This window comes from Rugamonas violacea (assembly GCF_016461825.1).
In the GTDB taxonomy this organism is placed as follows: domain Bacteria; phylum Pseudomonadota; class Gammaproteobacteria; order Burkholderiales; family Burkholderiaceae_D; genus Rugamonas.
Window position 1 is genome coordinate 116087 of record NZ_JAEMNU010000022.1, and the last position, 17962, is coordinate 134048.

Consider the following 17962-nt stretch of genomic DNA (forward strand, 5'->3'; position numbering starts at 1 on the left):
TTCATCCGTGTGTCCTTAATGTGCCAGGCCGAGGTAGGCGTTGATGACGTCCTGGTTGCAGCGCACCTCGTCGGGCGTGCCGTCGCCGATCTTCTTGCCGTAGTCGAGCACCACGACGCGGTCGGAGATGTCCATCACCACGCCCATGTCGTGCTCGATCAGCACGATGGTGGTGCCGAACTGGTCGTTGACGTCGAGGATGAAGCGGCACATGTCCTGCTTCTCTTCGACGTTCATGCCGGCCATTGGTTCGTCCAGCAGCAGGATCTCCGGCTCGGCCGCCAGCGCCCGGCCCAGTTCGACGCGCTTCTGCAGGCCGTAGGGCAGGCGTCCCACCGGCGTCTTGCGGATCGCCTGGATTTCGAGGAAGTCGATGATCTCCTCGGCCTTGACGCGGTGTTCGATTTCTTCGCGCCGCGCCGGTCCCCAGTACAGCGCCTGCATGAGGAAGTTCGACTTCATCTTCAGGTTGCGCCCGGTCATGATGTTGTCCAACACCGTCATGCCCTTGAACAGGGCGATGTTTTGGAAGGTGCGGGCGATGCCGGACTTGGCCGCCGCGTAGCAGTCCATGCCCTTGCGGTGCTGGCCGTGGTGGATGATCTCGCCCTGCTGCGGGCGGTAGACGCCGTTGATCACGTTGAGCATCGAGCTTTTGCCGGCGCCGTTGGGGCCGATGATGGCGCGGATCTCGTGCTGCTTGACGTCGAAGGAGATGTCGGTCAGCGCCTTCACGCCGCCGAACGACAGCGAGATGTTCTTCAGGTCGAGGATCACCTTGCCGGTCTTGCGGCGCGGGCCGAAGTGCGCCTCGGGTTCGTTCATTTGCATGTTCTGCTCCGTGCTCATGCCGCTGCTTGCACGGCGGGGAAGGTCTTGCACTCGGTGATCTTCAGGTCGGCCGAGACCACGCCGCTGCGGCCGTCCTCGAACTTGACCTGGGTCGTGATGAACTGGCTGGCCTTGCCCTCGTACAGGGCGGCGATCAGCACCGCGTATTTTTCGGCGATGAACTTGCGGCGCACCTTGCGGGTGCGGGTCAGCTCGTCGTCGTCCGGGTCGAGCTCCTTGTGCAGCACCAGGAAGCGGTGGATCTGCGTCTCGTCCATCAGCGCCTCGCCGGCCAGGTCGGCGTTGACCTGCTCGATGCAGTCCCGCACCAGGCCGTAGACCTGGGCGTGCGCCGCCAGCTCGGTGTAGCCGGAGTAGGCGATGCCGCGCCGCTCGGCCCAGTTGCCAACCGCCTCGATGTCGATGTTGATGAAGGCGCAGACCTGCTCGCGGCCGTGGCCGAAGGCGACCGCCTCCTTGATGAAGGGGAAGAACTTGAGCTTGTTCTCGATGTAGTTGGGGGCGAAGATGGCGCCGCCGGTCAGGTGGCCGACATCGGCCGCGCGGTCGATGATCTTCAGGTGGCCTTCGGCGTCGAACAGGCCGGCGTCGCCGGTGTGGAAGTAGCCGTCGGCGTCGATCACCTCGGCGGTGGCGTCGGGCCGCTTGTAGTAGCCGGCCATGGTGGCGGGCGACTTGACCAGCACCTCGCCGTTGGCGGCCAGCTTGACCTCGACGCCGGGCGCCGGCATGCCGACGCTGTCGAACTTGATGTTACCGTCCGGCTGCAGGCAGACGTAGGCGCAGGTTTCGGTCGAGCCGTACAACTGTTTCAGGTTGACGCCGATCGAGCGGTAGAAGCGGAACAGGTCGGGGCCGATGGCGGCGCCGGCGGTGTAGGCCACGCGCACCCGCGACAGGCCCAGCACGTTCTTCAGCGGGCCGTACACCAGCAGCGCGCCGAGCGCGTACAACAGCCGCTCGCCGGCCGCCACCGGCTTGCCGTCGAGGATGGCCGAGCCGCTGCGCTTGGCCACCTTCATGAAGTAGGCGAACAGGCGGCGCTTGACGGCGCTGGCGTCCTCCATGCGGATCATCACCGTGGTCAGCATGTTTTCGAACACGCGCGGCGGGGCGAAATAGTAGGTCGGGCCGATCTCGCGCAGGTCGGTCAGCACGGTGTCGCCCGACTCCGGGCAGTTGACGGTGAAGCCGGCCACCATCGCCTGCGCCAGCGAGAACAGGCAGTCGCCGACCCAGGCCATCGGCAGGTAGGAGAGGATGTCCTCGTCGGCGCTGAGCCGGTCGAAGCCGACCCCGCCGCCGCCGGCGGCGATCAGCGCGGCGTGGCTCTGGCACACGCCCTTCGGCTTGCCGGTGGTGCCGGAGGTGTAGAGGATGATGGCGTGGTCGGCGCCGCTGCCGGCGGCGACGGCGGCGTCGAAGAAGCCGGGATGGGCCATGTCGTGGACGCGGCCCATCTCGGCCAGCTTGTCGCAGGAGATCAGGCCGGCCTGGCGGTAGTGGCGCATGCCGCGCTCGTCGTCGTAGGCGACGTGGCGGACGTTCGGGTACAGCGCCTGCACTTCGACCAGCTTGTCGACCTGTTCCTGGTCCTCGACGATGGCGAAGTGGATGTCGGCGTTCTCCAGCACATAGGCCATGTCGGCCGCCGGCGCGTCCTGGTACAGCGGCACGGGCACGCCGCCCAGGCTTTGCGCCGCCAGCATGGCCCAGTACAGGCGCGGCCGGTTGTCGCCGACGATGGCCAGGTTCATGCCGCGTGTGAAGCCGAGCGCGGCCAGGCCGCAGGCCATGGCGCGCACCTCGGCGTTGACCTGGCCCCAGTTCCAGGTCTGCCAGATGCCCAGGTGTTTTTCGCGGAAGGCGGGATGCTGCGGCCTTAGCCGGCCGTGCTCCAATAGCCGGCGGGGAAAGGTGTCCAAGTTTGTCTGCACCAGTGTCTCCTGTTGCTCTTCTGTGAGAGCGATATTATTGATTTCTGATTCAGCAAGCGTTTTGTGTGATGATAGTAGCCTGACCTTTCCGGGCGCGTTGTCATTTCGGGGACAATTGCCGAACTTTCCATGGTGCGTAGCAACAATGAGCAGTGATCCAGTCCAGTTGAAAGAAGCGCTGCGCGCGGCGGTCTGGGCGCCGACCCTGACGCCGGAGCAGATGCAGCGTGTCGAGGCGGACATCTACGAGATTTTCGTGCCCAAGGGCGGCTACGTTTGCCGCAAGGGCGACAACGCGGAAAACTGGATCGGCATCGTCAGCGGCATGGTCAAGATGAACAACTTCTCGCCCTCGGGCAAGAGCGTGACCTTCACCGGCGTGCCGCCCGGCGGCTGGTTCGGCGAGGGCACCCTGCTGAAGGGCGAGAAGCTCAAGTACGACGCGATGGCGCTGCGCGACAGCCGCATCGCGCGCATGCCGGTCGGCACCTTCAATTGGTTGTTGGAAACGAGCCTGCCGTTCACGCGGTTTTTGCTGATGCAGCTCAACGAGCGGCTCGGCCAGTTCATCGGCATGGTGGAGAACGAGCGCCTGCTCGACATCAACACGCGGGTGGCGCGCTGCCTGGCGTCGATGTTCAACTCGCATCTGTATCCGGGGCTGGAGAAGCTGGTGCAGATCTCGCAGGAGGAGCTGGGCCTGCTGTCGGGCGCCTCGCGCCAGCGCGCCAACCAGGCCTTGCAGGTGCTGGAGAAGCACGGCCTGCTGCGGCTCGACTACGGCGGCATCCGCATCCTCGATCTGGACGGCTTGCGGCGCTACGAGGCTTGAGGTGAGCCGCTAGCGTTTCGGGAGCGCGCGTTTGGGAGTCGAGGATGTTGGCATGTCGTAATGCGCCACGTATTGGTCGATCAGCGCGCGTATCATGCGCTGGTACTGGCTGTGGTTCTTTGTTGCTTCCAACTTGAAGAAGTCCACGCTCTTTTTACTCAAGGTGAGCGTGATCTTGACCGTTTCTTCGCGAAAGATGAGCTGGTCGGGAGGCGGTAGAAAATCGGCGATCACCCTGGCCTCTATCGGTTCATCGGTGTACTTGATTCGCGCGTTCATAGATCACTTTCCCCTTTCTCCAATAGCCAGCGCCGAAAATTCGAATTGTGCTGTTCCGATAGGTGAATCGTACCGACAGGACTTCTTCGTTGACCATGCCAAAGCAAAAATAGCGTTCCTCGGACTGGCTATGCGCCGTGTCCTCGGCGATAACTCGGTTGGGATCTACAAATGCCAGTTGAGCCGAAGCAAACGAAACGCCATGCTTCAGGCAGTTGATGACATTCTTGCTGTAGTCCCATTCGAACTTCGGTGTCATAGGTCAGGCTAGCACGAAGCTGAAAAATAGCCATAAAAATGTACGGCTATTTGTATGGTTGCGGTCGGTTCGCGCAGGTGTTGGCGAAGGTGGGGCGTTTCCGCAGCGAAGCGCCTTCTGCCATGGCCCCAATCGCGGTATCATAGGTCTCATTCTGCCGCCGCCGGCAGAGCCGTATAAACGATTTGAACAGTCTTCATGCACACACCAGCTAGAACCGATGTCGCCGGGCGCCTCGCGCAGCTGCGCCAGGCCATGGGCCGTCACCAGATCGACGCGTTGATGGTGCCGTCGGCCGATCCGCACCTGTCGGAATATCTGCCGGCGCGCTGGCAGGGCAGGCAATGGTTGAGCGGCTTCACCGGCTCGGTCGGCACCTTGATCGTCACGGCCGATTTCGCCGGCGTCTGGACCGATGCGCGCTACTGGACCCAGGCCGAGACGGAGCTGGCCGGCAGCGGCGTGCAGTTGATGAAGCTGCCGTCGGGCGCCAGCGTCGAGTACATCGGCTGGCTGGCCGCGCGCATGCGCAGCGGGCAGACGGTGGCGGTGGACGGCGCCGTGCTGGGCCTGGCCACGGCGCGCTTGCTGGCGCAGGCATTGGATGCCGCCGGCGTCACGTTGCGCAGCGATCTCGATTTGCTCGACGAGGTGTGGGACGAGCGTCCGGCGCTGCCGGCCGCGCCGGTCTATGAGCACCTGCCGCCGCACGCGGTGCAGAGTCGCGCCGACAAGCTGACCGAGCTGCGCGCCGCCATGGCCGCGCTGGGCGCCGGCCGCCACCTGATCTCGACCCTGGACGACATCGCCTGGTTGTTCAATCTGCGCGGCGCCGACGTCAACTTCAATCCGGTTTTCCTGGCCCACGCGCTGATCGGCCCGCAGCGCGCCACGCTGTTCGTCGGCGAGGACAAGATCGCGCCGGCCCTGCGCGCCGTGCTGGAACAGGACGGCGTCGACCTGGCGCCCTACGCCGGCCTGGCCGCCGCGCTGGCCGCGCTGCCGGCCGATACCGTCCTGCTGCTCGACCCGCGCCGCCTGACCCACGGCACGCGCCAGTGCGTCCCGGCCGCCGTCACGGTGGTCGAGGCGATCAACCCGACCACCTTCGCCAAGTCGCGCAAGAGCGCGCAGGAAGCCGCGCACGTGCGCGCCACGATGGAGCAGGACGGCGCCGCGCTGTGCGAATTCTTCAGCTGGCTGGAGCAGACCCTGGCCGATGCGCGGCGCGCGCCGCTGACCGAGCTGGCCATCGACCGCGAGTTGACGGCGGCGCGGGCGCGCCGGCCCGGCTTCGTCAGCCCCAGCTTCGGCACCATCGCCGGCTTCCGCGCCAACGGCGCCGTCATGCACTACCGCGCCAGCGAGGCGGCGCACGCCGTCATCGAAGGCGACGGCCTGCTGCTGATCGACTCCGGCGGCCAATACCTGGGCGGCACCACCGACGTCACCCGCGTGGTGCCGGTCGGCGCCATCACGGCGCCGCAGCGGCGCGATTTCACGCTGGTGCTGAAGGGGGTGATCGCGCTGTCGTCGGCGCACTTCCCGCGCGGCGTCAAGTCGCCCATGCTCGACGCCATCGCCCGCGCCCCGCTGTGGGCCGAGGGCATCGACTTCGGCCACGGCACCGGCCACGGCGTCGGCTACTTCCTCAACGTGCACGAGGGGCCGCAGTCGATCTCGCCGTCGGCCATGGCGGAGCCGCAGACGGCGATGGAGGAGGGCATGATCACCTCCATCGAACCGGGCATCTACCGGCCCGGCCAGTGGGGCATCCGTATCGAGAACCTGGTGCTCAACGTGGCCGCCGAGGCCAGCATGTGGGGCGACGATTTCGGCCCCTTCTTGCGCTTCGAAACGCTGACCTTGTGCCCCATCGACAGCCGTTGCCTCGACCTGGCGCTGCTGCGCGGCGACGAGCGGGCCTGGCTCAACGATTACCATGCCCGGGTGCGCGAGCGCTTGCGGCCACACCTGTCGGGCGCCGCGTTGGCCTGGCTGGAACAACGCACGGAGGCCGTATGAGCGGACGTTCAACCCGGGCCACTTCCGCCGTCGACCGTCTCAAGGTCCGCAGCGGCAATGCCAAATATTCGATGTCGCGCACCGGCGGCGGCCTGTTCTTCCTGACCGAGGCGCCGGGCGGCCCGCCGCTGTGCGCGCCGCTGGAGCTGGACGACTTCGTCGCCTTCGTCAACGGCCACGGCCCGCAGACGCCACGGCGGGTCAGCAAGCTCGATGTCGCGTTTGAAAAGCAGTTGAACAAGAAAGCCCCGGACTAGGCTACGGCGGCGCGGGCCTGGCCCGCAGCGTGCGCCGAGCCGGCGCCAACTTTGACAACAGGGCCGCAATGCCAACCATCGAATTCCTTACCGCGTACTGGTCCACCGGCGAGCTGGCCACCAACGGCGTCATCCTGCTCAACCTGATCGGCGCGCTGCTGCTCGGCCTGCTGGTCGGCTACGAGCGCTCCTACCACGGCCGCGCCGCCGGCATGCGCACCTACGGCCTGGTGTGCATGGCCTCGGCGGCGTTGACGGTGATCGGCGGCTATCCCGGCTTCTGGTTCGGCGGCCACGTCACCGCCATCACCACCGGCACCGACCCGACCCGCATCATCCAGGGCATCGTCACCGGCATCGGCTTCCTCGGCGCCGGCGTCATCATGCGCGAGGGTTTCAACATCAGCGGCCTGACCACCGCCGCCTCGATCTGGGCCTCGTCGGTGATCGGCGTGATGTGCGGCGTCGGCTTCTACCTGTCGGCGATGGGCCTGGCGCTGCTGTGCGCGATGTCGATGATCTTCCTGTCCAAGCTGGAGGCCTGGCTGCCGTCGCGCCACGCGGTGGCCATCACCATGCGCTTCAGGCAGAACTACATGCCGCAGGAGCCGGCGCTGCGCGCCATGGCGCTGGCGCGCGGCTACGAGATCGCCGGCGGCTCGCTGATGATCGGCAGCGACGGCGGCCGCCAGGAGTGGCGCTTCGTCGCCATCGCGCTGAGCAAGCGCAGCGGCTCCTCGCTGGCGGCGGTGGCCGCCGAACTGGCGGTGTTCGACGGTATCGACAGCTTCCAGCTGTCGCACGCCCGCAACTAGGGCGGCCATGACTTCAAGGGGGCGGGGCATGATGAATCCACAGGCAAGGGCGGTCTTCGAATTCTGGTTTCCACCGCTGGGCAGCCCGGGCCACGGCGCGGCGCGGCGCGAATGGTTCCAGAAGGACGCGCGCTTCGACGCCGAGATCGGCGACCGCTTCGGCGCGCTGATCGAGCAGGCGCTGGCCGGCGGCCTGCGCGAGTGGGACGCCGAGGGGCCGCAGGCGGCGCTGGCGCGCATCCTGCTGCTCGACCAGTTCACCCGCAACGTGTATCGCGGCGCGGCGCGCGCCTTCGCCGGCGACGCGCTGGCGCTGCGCGCGGCGCAGGACATGGTCGACGCCGACGAGGACCTGGCGCTGCCGCCGCAGCAGCGCGCCTTCATCTACCTGCCGTTCGAGCACGCCGAGGACGACGAGATGCAGGTGCAGTCGGTCGGCCTGTTCACCCGGCTGGCGCAGGCGGCGCCCGAGTTCGACGGCATGCTCGACTTCGCCCACCGCCACCGCGACGTCATCAAGCGCTTCGGCCGTTTCCCGCACCGCAACGCCGTGCTCGGCCGCGTCTCGACGATGCTGGAGCTGGCCTTTCTGCAGCAACCGGGCGCGGGCTTCTGATGCGGCGCCTGAACCTGGTCGGCGGCGGCCACGTCGGCGGCGTGCTGGGGCGCCTGTTCGCCGCCGCCGGCGCCTTCGCCGTGCAGGACGTGCTGACCCGCTCGCTGCCCTCGGCGCAGCGGGCGGCGGCCTTCATCGGCGCCGGCCGGGCCGTGGCGCGCGCCGACCAGCTGCGTCCGGCCGAGGTGTTGATGCTGGCGGTCGGCGACGACCAGATCGGGCCGGCCTGCGCGGCGCTGGCGGCGGCCGTGCCGCTGCGCGGCGTGGTGCTGTTCCACTGCAGCGGCGCGCTGGCCTCGGACCAACTGGCGGCGGCGCGCGACGCCGGCGCGCTGCTGGCCAGCGTGCATCCGATCCGCAGCTTCGCCGATCCGGCCGCCGTGGCGGGCTCTTTCGCCGGCACCTTTTGCGGCGTCGAGGGCGACGAGGCGGCGCTGGCCGTGCTGGAGCCGGCGCTGTTGGCGATCGGCGCGCGGCCGGTGCGCATCGACGCGGCGGCCAAGACCGTCTACCACGCCGCCGCCGTGTTCGCGAGCAACTATCTGGTCACCGTGCTCGACGCCGCGCTGCGCGCCTACCAGGCGGCCGGCATCCCGGAGGCGGTGGCGCGCGAGTTGGCGCGGCCGCTGGCCGGCGAGTCGATGGAGAATGTGTTCCGGCTCGGTGCGGCGGCGGCGCTGAGCGGGCCGATCGCCCGTGGCGACCTGGCCACGGTGGCGCGCCAGCAGCGCGCCGTGACGGCCTGGGACGCCGCCACCGGCCAGTTGTACCAGGATCTGGTGGCGCCGACCGCGGCCTTGGCGCGGCGCAAAAAGACCGGTTGAACGGGGCTGCCGGCCGCGCTCCGGCCGGTCGCGTCGATTTTCTTGCAAATTAACATTCCGAAACTATATTTTAAAGAGAAGCTTGCTAATTGCGCCTGCCGTATTAATGCTACGGTTTCACAAATAATTGGCGGGATTAGTCGACAAACAAGAGGATTAGCAATAAGCTTGATTCTTGGAATGTTTTCTACAAGAATCTAGAAATCAGAAAAACAGGTCAATACGACAACGGGCCCGGCCCGGGCCATTTGCATAGGGGTAAGAGCATGTTATTTCTGAAAAGTACCACCGTCACCAAAGCACCCGGCATCTACGAGGTCGACATCGCGGCCAAGCCGCCCGGCAAGACCTACGGCGTCTTTTTGGCCACCGACCCGGACAATCCGCCGGCCGAGGTGCTGGCCGCGCTGGCCGCGCTGGGCTTCCAGGGCACCTACAGCTCCGGCTACACCCACAAGGATCGCGGCAAGGTGCTCGACCTGCATTTCCAGAAGGACGGCACCGACCTGTTCAAGGGTTGGAAGGACGATGAACGCGAAGCCAATATGGCCGCCATCACCAGCCTGTTCAGCGGCATCGGCATCGAGATCGCGCCGCGCGTGATGTCGCTGGCGGAAGCCTACGCCTGACGGCGGGCGCGCCGCCGCGCGCGCCTCAGTCCAGCACGTCGATGTGGTATAGCGCCCAGGGGCAGGAGCCGAAACGCTCCGGCAGCGCCTTGGCCGCCATTTCCGCCACCCGGTCGGCGTCGTAGATCGCCCACAGCGGTCCGAGTCCGCCCAGCGCCATCGTCTGGCCGTCCAGATGGGTGGCGACGATGAAACCCTGAGCCCGCGCTTGCGCCTGGCTCAGCGTCACCGCATACCCATCCACCGCCCGCAACACCAGCCTGCCGCCGTCACGCGGGGCGACGCCGGCCGCCTGCAGCACGTCCAGCAGCCGCGGACCGCGCAAGGTGTGCACCTTGCCGTCGTATTCCAGCGTCGGCGCGATGGTCAGCGCCGGCAAGGCGGCGAGGGTGGCGAAGTCGAAGGCGTGGGCGCGCTCGAAGCTGAGCTTTTGCTTGTGCATCATCTGGTCGCGCAGCGGGTCGAAGCGGCCCCGGTTGGGCTTGCCGATGGCGCCGGTCAGCGTCAGCAAGGCGGGACCGGCCGGCTTGGCGGCGGCCAGGGCGCTGGCCGGCAGGGCGGCGCCGCTCAGGCCGGCCAAGCCCAGTCGGCCGAGAAACTGGCGTTTTTGCATCGTGGCTCTCCCCTGTGGTGGTGGCGCGGGCGCGCTGCCGCTATGATAACGCGCATGGACCTGTTCTCCGCCGACACGACGCTGTGCCCGATTCCCATCGCCGATGGTGAATTATCGTTTTTGCAGCATTTGCCGCTGCGCCTGACGGCCGACGAGGTGATGGCCAGGCTGCGCGACGAGACGGACTGGCGCGCCGAACATATCACCGTCTGGGGCAAGCGCCACGCCCAGCCGCGCCTGACGGCCTGGCACGGCGAGGCGGCCTATCGCTATTCCGGCATGACGCTGGCGCCGCTGCCGTTCACCGCGCTGCAGTTGGAGCTCAAGCAAGCGGTCGAGCTGGCCAGCGGGCGGCGCTTCAACAGCGTGCTGCTGAACTATTACCGCAACGAGCGCGACAGCATGGGTTTCCACAGTGACGACGAGCCCGAGCTGGGGGCCGAGCCGGCCATCGCCTCGCTCAGTTTCGGCGCGCCGCGCAGCTTCATCCTCAAGCACAAGCGGCTGCCGCTGACCGTCAAGCTGGCGCTGGGCGAGGGCAGCCTGTTATTGATGGCGGGAACCTTGCAGCAGCACTGGCGCCATGGCATCAACAAGCAAAGCCGGCCCTGCGGGCCGCGTATCAATCTAACTTTCCGCAACATCTATTAAGACGGGCTAACTCCGCCTTATTACTCTTCAGTATGCAGATATTCACAATGGTATTGTCGCTTTGACACTGTGAAATTCCAACTTACATCTCGTCACACTTCTTACGACTTGGGCACGCATGGGACTTGTCTTGGATGCTATCTTTGACACATCGCAATTCAAAGAACTGCGATCCCAAGCAAGTCCATAAACTATTTTGCTGAAAGATCCATATTATGAAAAAAATTCTGTTCGCATTGATTGCAAGCGCGACCGCCCTGACAGGTGTTGCCCAAGCCGCCGACGCCGGCACCGCTTACGTCGGCGCCGGCCTGGTCGGCAGCCGTTACAAGTTCGACATTCCCAACAGCACCAGCAGCGACGACCGCAGCGGCAGCAAGGTGTCGGGCAAGCTGTTCGCCGGCTACAACCTGGACAAGAACTGGGCCGTTGAGGGTGGTTATGCCGATTTCGGTAAAAATACCTACAACTACACGCAGAACGGCGTGAGCGGCAAGATCGAGAGCAAATCCAACTCGCTGTATCTGGCCGGTAAGTACAGCCAGCCGATCAATGAACAGTTCGCCGTCTTCGGCAAGCTGGGCGTGGCGCGCAACAGCGATAAAATCAACGGCAACAAAGGCGACAAGACCGGCTTGTACGCTTCCGTCGGCGGCGAATACGCGATCAACAAGAACGTTTCGCTGTCGCTGGAATATGAACACTACGGCAAGAACGAAAGCGACCTGGGCCGTAAGAGCGGCGCCATCACCGGCGGTCTGCGCTACAACTTCTAACAGTTAGCGTCCTTCCTTCCCGGGCCGGGGGGCGTCTTGCGGCGCCCCCCGGCTTGTCCGTTCGAGGCCGGATGCGACAGCGGCGGCCGGGTGCCGCTAATGTCCTTGTGTCCGCCTCCCCCGACAAACAAAAACGGCACGGTCTTGATGACCGTGCCGTTTTTGTTGTGCCGCTGTAAAAAGACTTACACCGTCAGTGGTTTGTAGCGGATGCGTTTCGGCTTGGCGCCTTCCTCACCCAAACGTTTCTTCTTGTCGGCTTCGTATTCCTGATAGTTGCCGTCGAAGAAGGACACTTGCGAGTCGCCTTCGAAGGCCAGGATGTGGGTGGCGATACGGTCGAGGAACCAACGATCGTGCGAGATCACCATCACGCTGCCGGCGAATTCGAGCAGGGCGTCTTCCAGCGCGCGCAGGGTTTCCACGTCCAGATCGTTGGACGGTTCATCGAGCAGCAGGACGTTGCCGCCCATCAGCAGGGTCTTGGCCAGGTGCAGACGGCCGCGTTCGCCGCCGGACAGGTTGCCGACGATTTTTTGCTGGTCGCCGCCCTTGAAGTTGAAGCGGCCCAGGTAGGCGCGCGACGGCATCTCGAAGCGGCCGACCGACAGCATGTCGGCGCCGCCGCAGACGTCCTCGAAGACGGTCTTGCCGTCGCTCAGGGAATCGCGGTTCTGGTCGACGATGGAGACGCGCGCGGTCTGGCCGATCGCCACTTCGCCGCTGTCCGGCTGTTCCTTGCCGGTGATCATCTTGAACAGGGTCGACTTGCCGGCGCCGTTCGGGCCGATGATGCCGACGATGGCGCCGGCCGGCACGGTGAAGGACAGGTTGTCGATCAGCAGGCGGTCGCCGAAGGCCTTGCTGACGTTCTTGAACTCGATCACCTCGTTGCCCAGGCGCTCGGCGACGGGGATGAAGATCTCCTGCGTCTCGTTGCGCTTCTGGTATTCGTGCTCGGACAGCTCGTTGAAGCGGGCCAGGCGGGCCTTCGACTTGGCCTGGCGCCCCTTCGGATTCTGCCGCACCCATTCCAATTCCTTGGCGATGGTCTTCTGGCGCGACGACTCGGTGGCCTCTTCCTGCTTCAGGCGGTTGCCCTTCTGTTCCAGCCAGGACGAGTAGTTGCCCTTCCACGGGATGCCGTGGCCACGGTCCAGCTCAAGAATCCATTCGGCGGCGTTGTCGAGGAAGTAGCGATCGTGGGTGATGCCGACCACGGTGCCGGGGAAGCGCAGCAGGAACTGCTCCAGCCAGTCGACCGATTCGGCGTCCAAGTGGTTGGTCGGCTCGTCGAGCAGCAGCATGTCGGGCTTCGACAGCAGCAGGCGGCACAGCGCGACGCGGCGCTTCTCGCCGCCCGACAGCACGCCGATCTTGGCGTCCCAGGGCGGCAGGCGCAGCGCGTCGGCGGCCATTTCCAGTTGCAGGTTCAGGTTGCCGCCGTCGGAGGTCGAGATGATCGCCTCCAGCCGCGCCTGTTCGTTGGCCAGGGCGTCGAAGTCGGCGTCCTCCTCGGCGTAGGCGGCGTAGACGGCCTCCAGCTTGGCTTGCGCCTCGAACACTTCGCCCAGGCCGGACTCGACCACCTGGCGCACGGTCTGCTCGGGATCGAGCACCGGTTCCTGCGGCAGGTAGCCGATGTTCAGGCCGGGCATCGGCACGGCCTCGCCCTGGATGTCGGTGTCGATGCCGGCCATGATTTTGAGCAGGGTCGACTTGCCGGAGCCGTTCAGGCCCAGCACGCCGATTTTCGCGCCCGGGAAGAAGGACAGCGAAATATCCTTGAGGATCTGGCGCTTGGGCGGAACGATTTTGCCCACGCGGTTCATGGTGTAGACGTAATTTGCCATTGAGAATCTCGGTGAAAATAAAGAAAATGGGCGGAAATGCCGAAGAGGACGACAGGATACGATAAATCGTCCCCGCCGGACACTAAATTCAGCTGGCGCGGCAGCGTCCGCCAAGCCGTATCACGCCGCCGCAGGCGCGCCGGCGGGCCGGCTCAGCGGCCTTGGCCGGCGCGCCGCCGGCCGGCCCACAGGCCCTCGGCCACATACAGGCCCAGCGCGCCCCAGATGACGACGAAACCGGCCAGCCGCTGCGCCGTGAAGGCCTCGTGGAAGAAGCAGACGCCGAGCAGCATCTGCATGGTCGGCGACATGTATTGCAGCATGCCCAGCACCGACATCGGGATGCGCCGCGCGCCGGCGGCGAACAGCAGCAGCGGAATGGCGGTGATCGGCCCGGCCGCCGCCAGCAGCCAGCGGGTGGCGTCGTGCGGGCTGTTGACGAAGGTGTTCTGGCCGTGCAGGCTGAGCCAGACCACATAGGCCAGCGCCGCCGGGAACAGGATCATGGTCTCGAAGGACAGGCCCTCGAGCGCGGCCAGCGCCGCCATCTTGCGCAGCAGGCCGTAGCCGCCGAAGCTCAGGCCCAGCGCCAGGGCGATCCAGGGCAGCTGGCCGGCCTGCCAGGTCAGCCAGGCGACGCCGCAGGCGGCCAGGCCGATGGCCAGCCACTGCGGCCGGCGCAGCTTTTCCTTGAGCACCAGCAGGCCGAGCAGCACGTTGACCAGCGGATTGATGAAGTAGCCCAGGCTGGCGTCGATGACGTGGCCGTTGTTGACGGCCCAGATGTAGACGAACCAGTTGGCGGTGAGCAGCACGGCGCTGGCGACGAAGCTGGCCACCACGCGCGGCTGGCCGCGCAGCTTCAGCAGCCATTTCCATTGGCCGCGCACGCTCAGCACTATGCCGAGGAACAACAGCGACCAGAGCATGCGGTGCGCCAGGATCTCCAGCGGCGGCACCTCGCCGATGGCGTGGAAATACAGCGGGAACAGGCCCCAGCAGAGGAAGGCCAGGGTGGCGTAGAGGATACCGGTGTTCATAGGGGGCGGGGCGGGCGGCGGCAGGGCCGGTCATTATCGCCGAATTGCCACGCCGACGCAGGGCGTGCCGCCTTGGCCATTTTTCAAATAGGCCGGGCCGCCGGAGCGGGTTACACTGTCGCATGTGATACAGACGAGGCCGAAACGCATGTCAAAATATTCTTGCTATTTGCAAATACTTATCCTATTGTGCAACGCACCAAAACAACAACAGGTGCAATCTTGACCGCGCAACACTCCTCCAAAAGCAAGCTTGCCGCGCTGACCCTGGCCGCCGTGGGCATCGTCTACGGCGACATCGGCACCAGCCCGCTGTACACCCTCAAGACCATCTTCGACCCCGAGCACGGCCTGGTGCTGAACACGCCCAACCTGCTGGGCATCATCTCGCTGATCTTCTGGGGCCTGACGATGATCGTCTCGCTCAAATACGTCAGCCTGGTGCTGCGCGCCGACAACCGTGGCGAGGGCGGCATCATGGCGCTGATGGCGCTGGCGCTGAACTCGGTCAACAAGATCTCGCGCTGGCACTTTCCGCTGATGATGCTGGGCGTGTTCGGCGCCACCATGTTCTACGGCGACAGCGTGATCACCCCGGCCATTTCGGTGCTCGGCGCGATCGAGGGGCTGGAAGTGGCCGCGCCCGGCCTGGCGCAATACGTGGTGCCGCTGACCATCGTCGTGCTGGTCTCGCTGTACGCCGTGCAGCGCCACGGCACGGCCGGCATCGGCCGCTGGTTCGGCCCGATCATGCTGGTCTGGTTCGCCGCGCTGGCCGTCATGGGCCTGATCAACATCGCCGAGGCGCCGCAGGTGCTGGCCGCGCTCAACCCGCTGCACGCCTTCCGCTTCATGCTGGAGAACCGCTTCATCGCCTTCATCGCGCTCGGCGCGGTGGTGCTGGCCTTCACCGGCGCCGAGGCGCTGTACGCCGACATGGGCCACTTCGGCAAGAAGCCGATCCGCGCCGCCTGGTTCCTGATCACCTTCCCGGCGCTGGCGTTGAACTACCTGGGCCAGGGCGCGCTGCTGCTGACCCACCCGGAGGCCATCTCCAACCCCTTCTTCCAGCAGCTTGGCAGCTGGAGCGTCTACCCGCTGGTGGTGCTGTCGACCATGGCGGCGGTGATCGCCTCGCAGGCCACCATCTCCGGCACCTTCTCGATGACCAAGCAGGCCATCGCCCTGGGCCTGTTGCCGCGCATGCGCGTGCTGCACACCTCGGAGAGCGAGATCGGCCAGATCTACATCCCGGCCGTCAACTGGCTGCAGCTGATCGTCGTGCTGATCGCCGTGGTCGGCTTCGGCTCGTCGGACAAGCTGGCCGGCGCCTACGGCATCGCCGTCACCGCCACCATGCTGGCCACCACGGTGCTGACCTTCTTCGTCATCCGCTACCGCTGGAACCTGCCGCTGTGGCTGTGCTTCGGCGCCACCGGCTTCTTCATCATCATCGACATCCTGCTGTTCTCGGCCAGCACGCTGAAGTTCTTCCACGGCGGCTGGTTCCCGATCCTGCTGGGCGGCGTGCTGTTCACCGTGATGATGACCTGGAAGCGCGGCCGCGCGCTGGTGTTCGAGAACCTGCAGAAGCACGCCATTCCGCTGGAGGACTTCCTGCAGTCGCTGTTCGTGGCGCCGCCGACGCGGGTGCCCGGCACCGCCATCTTCCTGCGCGGCGAGAGCGACGGCGTGCCGCACGCCCTGCTGCACAACCTGTCGCACAACAAGGTGCTGCACGAGCGCGTGGTGTTCTTCACCGTGCACATCCTGGAGGAGCCCTACGTGGCCGACAACGAGCAGGTGCGCATCACCGGGCTGGGTCACAACTGCTACCAGCTGAACGTGCACTACGGCTTCAAGGACGAGCCGGACATCCCCAAGGTGCTGGCCCTGTGCGCCCAGCACGAGCTGCCGTTCGAGATGATGGAGACCTCCTTCTTCATCGCCCGCCAGACTGTCATCTCGACGCCGGGCGCCGGCATGGCGCCGTGGCGCGAGCACCTGTTCGTGGCGATGTCGCGCAACGCGCGCGGCGCCGCCGACTACTACCAGATTCCCACCAACCGGGTGATCGAACTGGGCACCCAGGTGGAAATCTGAGACAAAAAATTGTAAGCGAATGTAGCGGCCGGAGGGCGGCGGACCCGGTCTGCTAAACTTCGCCAGCAACCGGCGCGCGCACGGCTGCGCGCACGCCACCACCAACAAGACAAGGGTAAACATGAAATCGAAGTTTCACATTCTCGCGGCGCTGGTTTGCGCGGCGGCCTTGACCGCCTGCGGCGGCGGTTCCAACAATAACAACAGCACGCCGGTGGTGGTGCAGCCGGCCTACGGCGCCGCCGACCTGACGCCGGGCACCGGCACCGACACGGCGTTGGCCGGCAAATACATCACCGTCAACTACGCCGGCTGGTTGTACGACGCCAGCAAGGACGACAAGAAGGGCGGCAAGATCGACAGCTCGATCGACCGTGGCCAGCCGCTGGCCTTCCAGCTGGGCACCGGCGCGGTGTTGTACGGCATGGCGCTGTCCGGTTGGGACCAGGGCGTGGCGGGCATGAAGGTGGGCGGCAAGCGCAAGCTGATCCTGCCGGCCAGCCTAGCCTACGGCGCCGGCAGCCGCGACGCGTTGAAGGACGCCGCCGGCAAGGTCATGAAGGATGCCAACGGCGTCGACTACGTCGCCGTGCCGGCCAACGCCGCGCTGGTCTTCGAGATCGAGGTGGTCAGCGTGAACACCGTCGTGCCGCCGATCGACGTGACGCCGCCAGGGCTGGTGAAGACCGACATTAAACTCGGCACCGGCACCGAGGCCACCGGCGGCAAAACGCTGGCGGTGCAGTACACCGGCTGGCTGTACGACAGCAAGAACGCGGCGGGCGGCTTCAAGGGCACCCAGTTCGACAGCTCGGCCAGCTACGGCACCGCCCCCTTCTCCTTCACGCTGGGCGTTGGCAGAGTCATCAAGGGTTGGGACCAGGGCGTGGTCGGCATGAAGGTCGGCGGCAAGCGTAGCCTGATCATTCCGCCAGACCTGGGCTATGGCGCCGCGGCCAGCGCAAAGATCCCGGCCAACTCCACCTTGATCTTCGAGATCGAGCTGGTGACGGTCCAGTAAGCCGGACGGCGCGCGCTGCGGCGCGCGGCGGCAGGATGCGGAAGGGCGACTTGCGGGTCGCCCTTTTTTCGTCCATTGTTGGCTGCGCGCCTGGCCTTTAGCGCAGCATGTCGATGTGCGCGATGCCGTCCTCGTCGTAGGGCGCGGTGACGGTCTGGAAGCCGAAGCTGGTGTAGAACTGCTCCAGCCGCTGCTGCGCGCCGATGCGTATGCCGTGGCCGGGATGCAGCCGCTCGGCGTGGGCGATACCCTGCGCCACCAGTTGGCGGCCGATGCCGCCGCCGCGCGCCGCCGGCGTGGTCAGCACGCGGCCCAGCGACATTTCGCTGTATTTGACACCGGGCGCCAGGCAGCGCAGATAGGCCACCAGCGCGCGCTTGCCGTCGACCAGCTGCCAGCCCATCAGGTGGTGGGCGGCCGGGTCGTGGCCGTCGATGTCGGGGTAGAGGCAGGTCTGTTCGAGCACGAACACCTGCTGGCGCTGGTACAGCAGCTCATACAGGTCGGCGTTGGGGATGTCGTCAAACGGGAGCCATTGCCAGTCAATCATGTGTGCCTCGGAGCGTGTCGGAGCGATGAT

Annotated in this window: 19 protein-coding genes and 1 pseudogene; 12 read left to right on the top strand and 8 right to left on the bottom strand. The window is 66.0% G+C overall.

The window, feature by feature from the left end:
* Window positions 1-15 precede the first annotated feature (15 nt).
* On the bottom strand, window positions 16-831 hold the full coding sequence (locus tag H7U20_RS04205) for an ABC transporter ATP-binding protein (protein WP_233410490.1): 816 nt from the start codon (window positions 829-831) through the stop codon (window positions 16-18).
* A 14-nt stretch (window positions 832-845) separates the two neighbouring features.
* Complete coding sequence (locus H7U20_RS04210; protein WP_199518478.1) at window positions 846-2792, bottom strand: AMP-binding protein; 1947 nt, start codon at window positions 2790-2792, stop codon at window positions 846-848.
* A gap of 142 nt (window positions 2793-2934) precedes the next feature.
* Here H7U20_RS04210 and H7U20_RS04215 point away from each other — a divergent pair, with 142 nt between their 5' ends.
* Complete coding sequence (locus H7U20_RS04215; protein WP_199518353.1) at window positions 2935-3621, top strand: Crp/Fnr family transcriptional regulator; 687 nt, start codon at window positions 2935-2937, stop codon at window positions 3619-3621.
* A gap of 9 nt (window positions 3622-3630) precedes the next feature.
* On the opposite strand, the gene H7U20_RS04220 is transcribed toward H7U20_RS04215, so the two are convergent.
* Window positions 3631-3900: a hypothetical protein gene (locus H7U20_RS04220; RefSeq protein ID WP_199518354.1), complete on the bottom strand. Its 270-nt coding sequence runs from the start codon at window positions 3898-3900 to the stop codon at window positions 3631-3633.
* Window positions 3872-4159 carry a BrnT family toxin gene (locus H7U20_RS04225; protein ID WP_199518355.1) on the bottom strand — a complete coding sequence of 96 codons (288 nt, stop codon included), beginning with the start codon at window positions 4157-4159 and terminating at the stop codon, window positions 3872-3874. The genes H7U20_RS04220 and H7U20_RS04225 overlap by 29 nt, the downstream gene beginning before the upstream one ends.
* 198 nt (window positions 4160-4357) lie before the next feature.
* Here H7U20_RS04225 and H7U20_RS04230 point away from each other — a divergent pair, with 198 nt between their 5' ends.
* From H7U20_RS04230 to H7U20_RS04255, 6 genes are all read left to right on the top strand, one after another.
* Window positions 4358-6184, top strand: coding sequence for an aminopeptidase P family protein (locus H7U20_RS04230; protein ID WP_199518356.1), 1827 nt, complete (start codon window positions 4358-4360; stop codon window positions 6182-6184).
* Window positions 6181-6441, top strand: a complete 261-nt coding sequence (locus tag H7U20_RS04235) for a hypothetical protein (RefSeq protein WP_199518357.1) — start codon at window positions 6181-6183, stop codon at window positions 6439-6441. Before H7U20_RS04230 ends, H7U20_RS04235 begins: the two co-directional genes overlap by 4 nt.
* A 68-nt stretch (window positions 6442-6509) precedes the next feature.
* A complete protein-coding gene (locus H7U20_RS04240; protein WP_199518358.1) occupies window positions 6510-7256 on the top strand; it encodes an MgtC/SapB family protein in 747 nt (248 codons plus the stop codon).
* A 28-nt stretch (window positions 7257-7284) separates the two neighbouring features.
* Entirely contained in the window at window positions 7285-7872 is a 588-nt protein-coding gene (locus H7U20_RS04245) for a DUF924 family protein (protein ID WP_370593072.1), read from the top strand.
* The gene (locus H7U20_RS04250) at window positions 7872-8696 is read left to right on the top strand and encodes a Rossmann-like and DUF2520 domain-containing protein (RefSeq protein ID WP_199518359.1); all 825 of its coding nucleotides are present in this window, start codon (window positions 7872-7874) and stop codon (window positions 8694-8696) included. Before H7U20_RS04245 ends, H7U20_RS04250 begins: the two co-directional genes overlap by 1 nt.
* A 266-nt stretch (window positions 8697-8962) precedes the next feature.
* Window positions 8963-9325: a hypothetical protein gene (locus H7U20_RS04255; RefSeq protein WP_199518360.1), complete on the top strand. Its 363-nt coding sequence runs from the start codon at window positions 8963-8965 to the stop codon at window positions 9323-9325.
* A gap of 25 nt (window positions 9326-9350) precedes the next feature.
* On the opposite strand, the gene H7U20_RS04260 is transcribed toward H7U20_RS04255, so the two are convergent.
* Entirely contained in the window at window positions 9351-9938 is a 588-nt protein-coding gene (locus H7U20_RS04260; protein WP_199518361.1) for a putative pterin-binding protein, read from the bottom strand.
* 54 nt (window positions 9939-9992) lie between these two features.
* On the opposite strand from H7U20_RS04260, the gene H7U20_RS04265 reads away from it, so the two are divergent.
* Together H7U20_RS04265 and H7U20_RS04270 are read left to right on the top strand one after the other, a co-directional pair.
* The gene (locus H7U20_RS04265) at window positions 9993-10589 is read left to right on the top strand and encodes an alpha-ketoglutarate-dependent dioxygenase AlkB family protein (RefSeq protein WP_199518362.1); all 597 of its coding nucleotides are present in this window, start codon (window positions 9993-9995) and stop codon (window positions 10587-10589) included.
* Between the two features lie 215 nt (window positions 10590-10804).
* A complete protein-coding gene (locus H7U20_RS04270; protein ID WP_199518363.1) occupies window positions 10805-11365 on the top strand; it encodes an outer membrane beta-barrel protein in 561 nt (186 codons plus the stop codon).
* Window positions 11366-11550: 185 nt separating this feature from the next.
* Here H7U20_RS04270 and ettA read toward each other — a convergent pair whose 3' ends face one another.
* Window positions 11551-13218 (bottom strand): energy-dependent translational throttle protein EttA, encoded by a 1668-nt coding sequence (gene ettA, locus H7U20_RS04275; RefSeq protein WP_199518364.1) that lies wholly within the window; start codon window positions 13216-13218, stop codon window positions 11551-11553.
* A gap of 152 nt (window positions 13219-13370) precedes the next feature.
* Window positions 13371-14258, bottom strand: coding sequence for an EamA family transporter RarD (gene rarD, locus H7U20_RS04280; RefSeq protein WP_199518365.1), 888 nt, complete (start codon window positions 14256-14258; stop codon window positions 13371-13373).
* A gap of 222 nt (window positions 14259-14480) precedes the next feature.
* Between rarD and H7U20_RS04285 the strand changes: the two genes are divergently transcribed.
* The 3 genes and pseudogenes from H7U20_RS04285 to H7U20_RS30875 all read left to right on the top strand — a co-directional run bounded on the left by H7U20_RS04285 (window position 14481) and on the right by H7U20_RS30875 (window position 17382).
* Window positions 14481-16361, top strand: coding sequence for a potassium transporter Kup (locus tag H7U20_RS04285; RefSeq protein ID WP_199518366.1), 1881 nt, complete (start codon window positions 14481-14483; stop codon window positions 16359-16361).
* Between the two features lie 121 nt (window positions 16362-16482).
* Window positions 16483-16998, top strand: a pseudogene (locus H7U20_RS30870) (FKBP-type peptidyl-prolyl cis-trans isomerase); the annotation flags it as partial.
* 42 nt (window positions 16999-17040) lie between these two features.
* The gene (locus tag H7U20_RS30875) at window positions 17041-17382 is read left to right on the top strand and encodes an FKBP-type peptidyl-prolyl cis-trans isomerase (RefSeq protein WP_370593079.1); all 342 of its coding nucleotides are present in this window, start codon (window positions 17041-17043) and stop codon (window positions 17380-17382) included.
* Between the two features lie 97 nt (window positions 17383-17479).
* On the opposite strand, the gene H7U20_RS04295 is transcribed toward H7U20_RS30875, so the two are convergent.
* Window positions 17480-17932, bottom strand: coding sequence for a GNAT family N-acetyltransferase (locus H7U20_RS04295; protein ID WP_199518368.1), 453 nt, complete (start codon window positions 17930-17932; stop codon window positions 17480-17482).
* Window positions 17933-17962 lie beyond the last annotated feature (30 nt).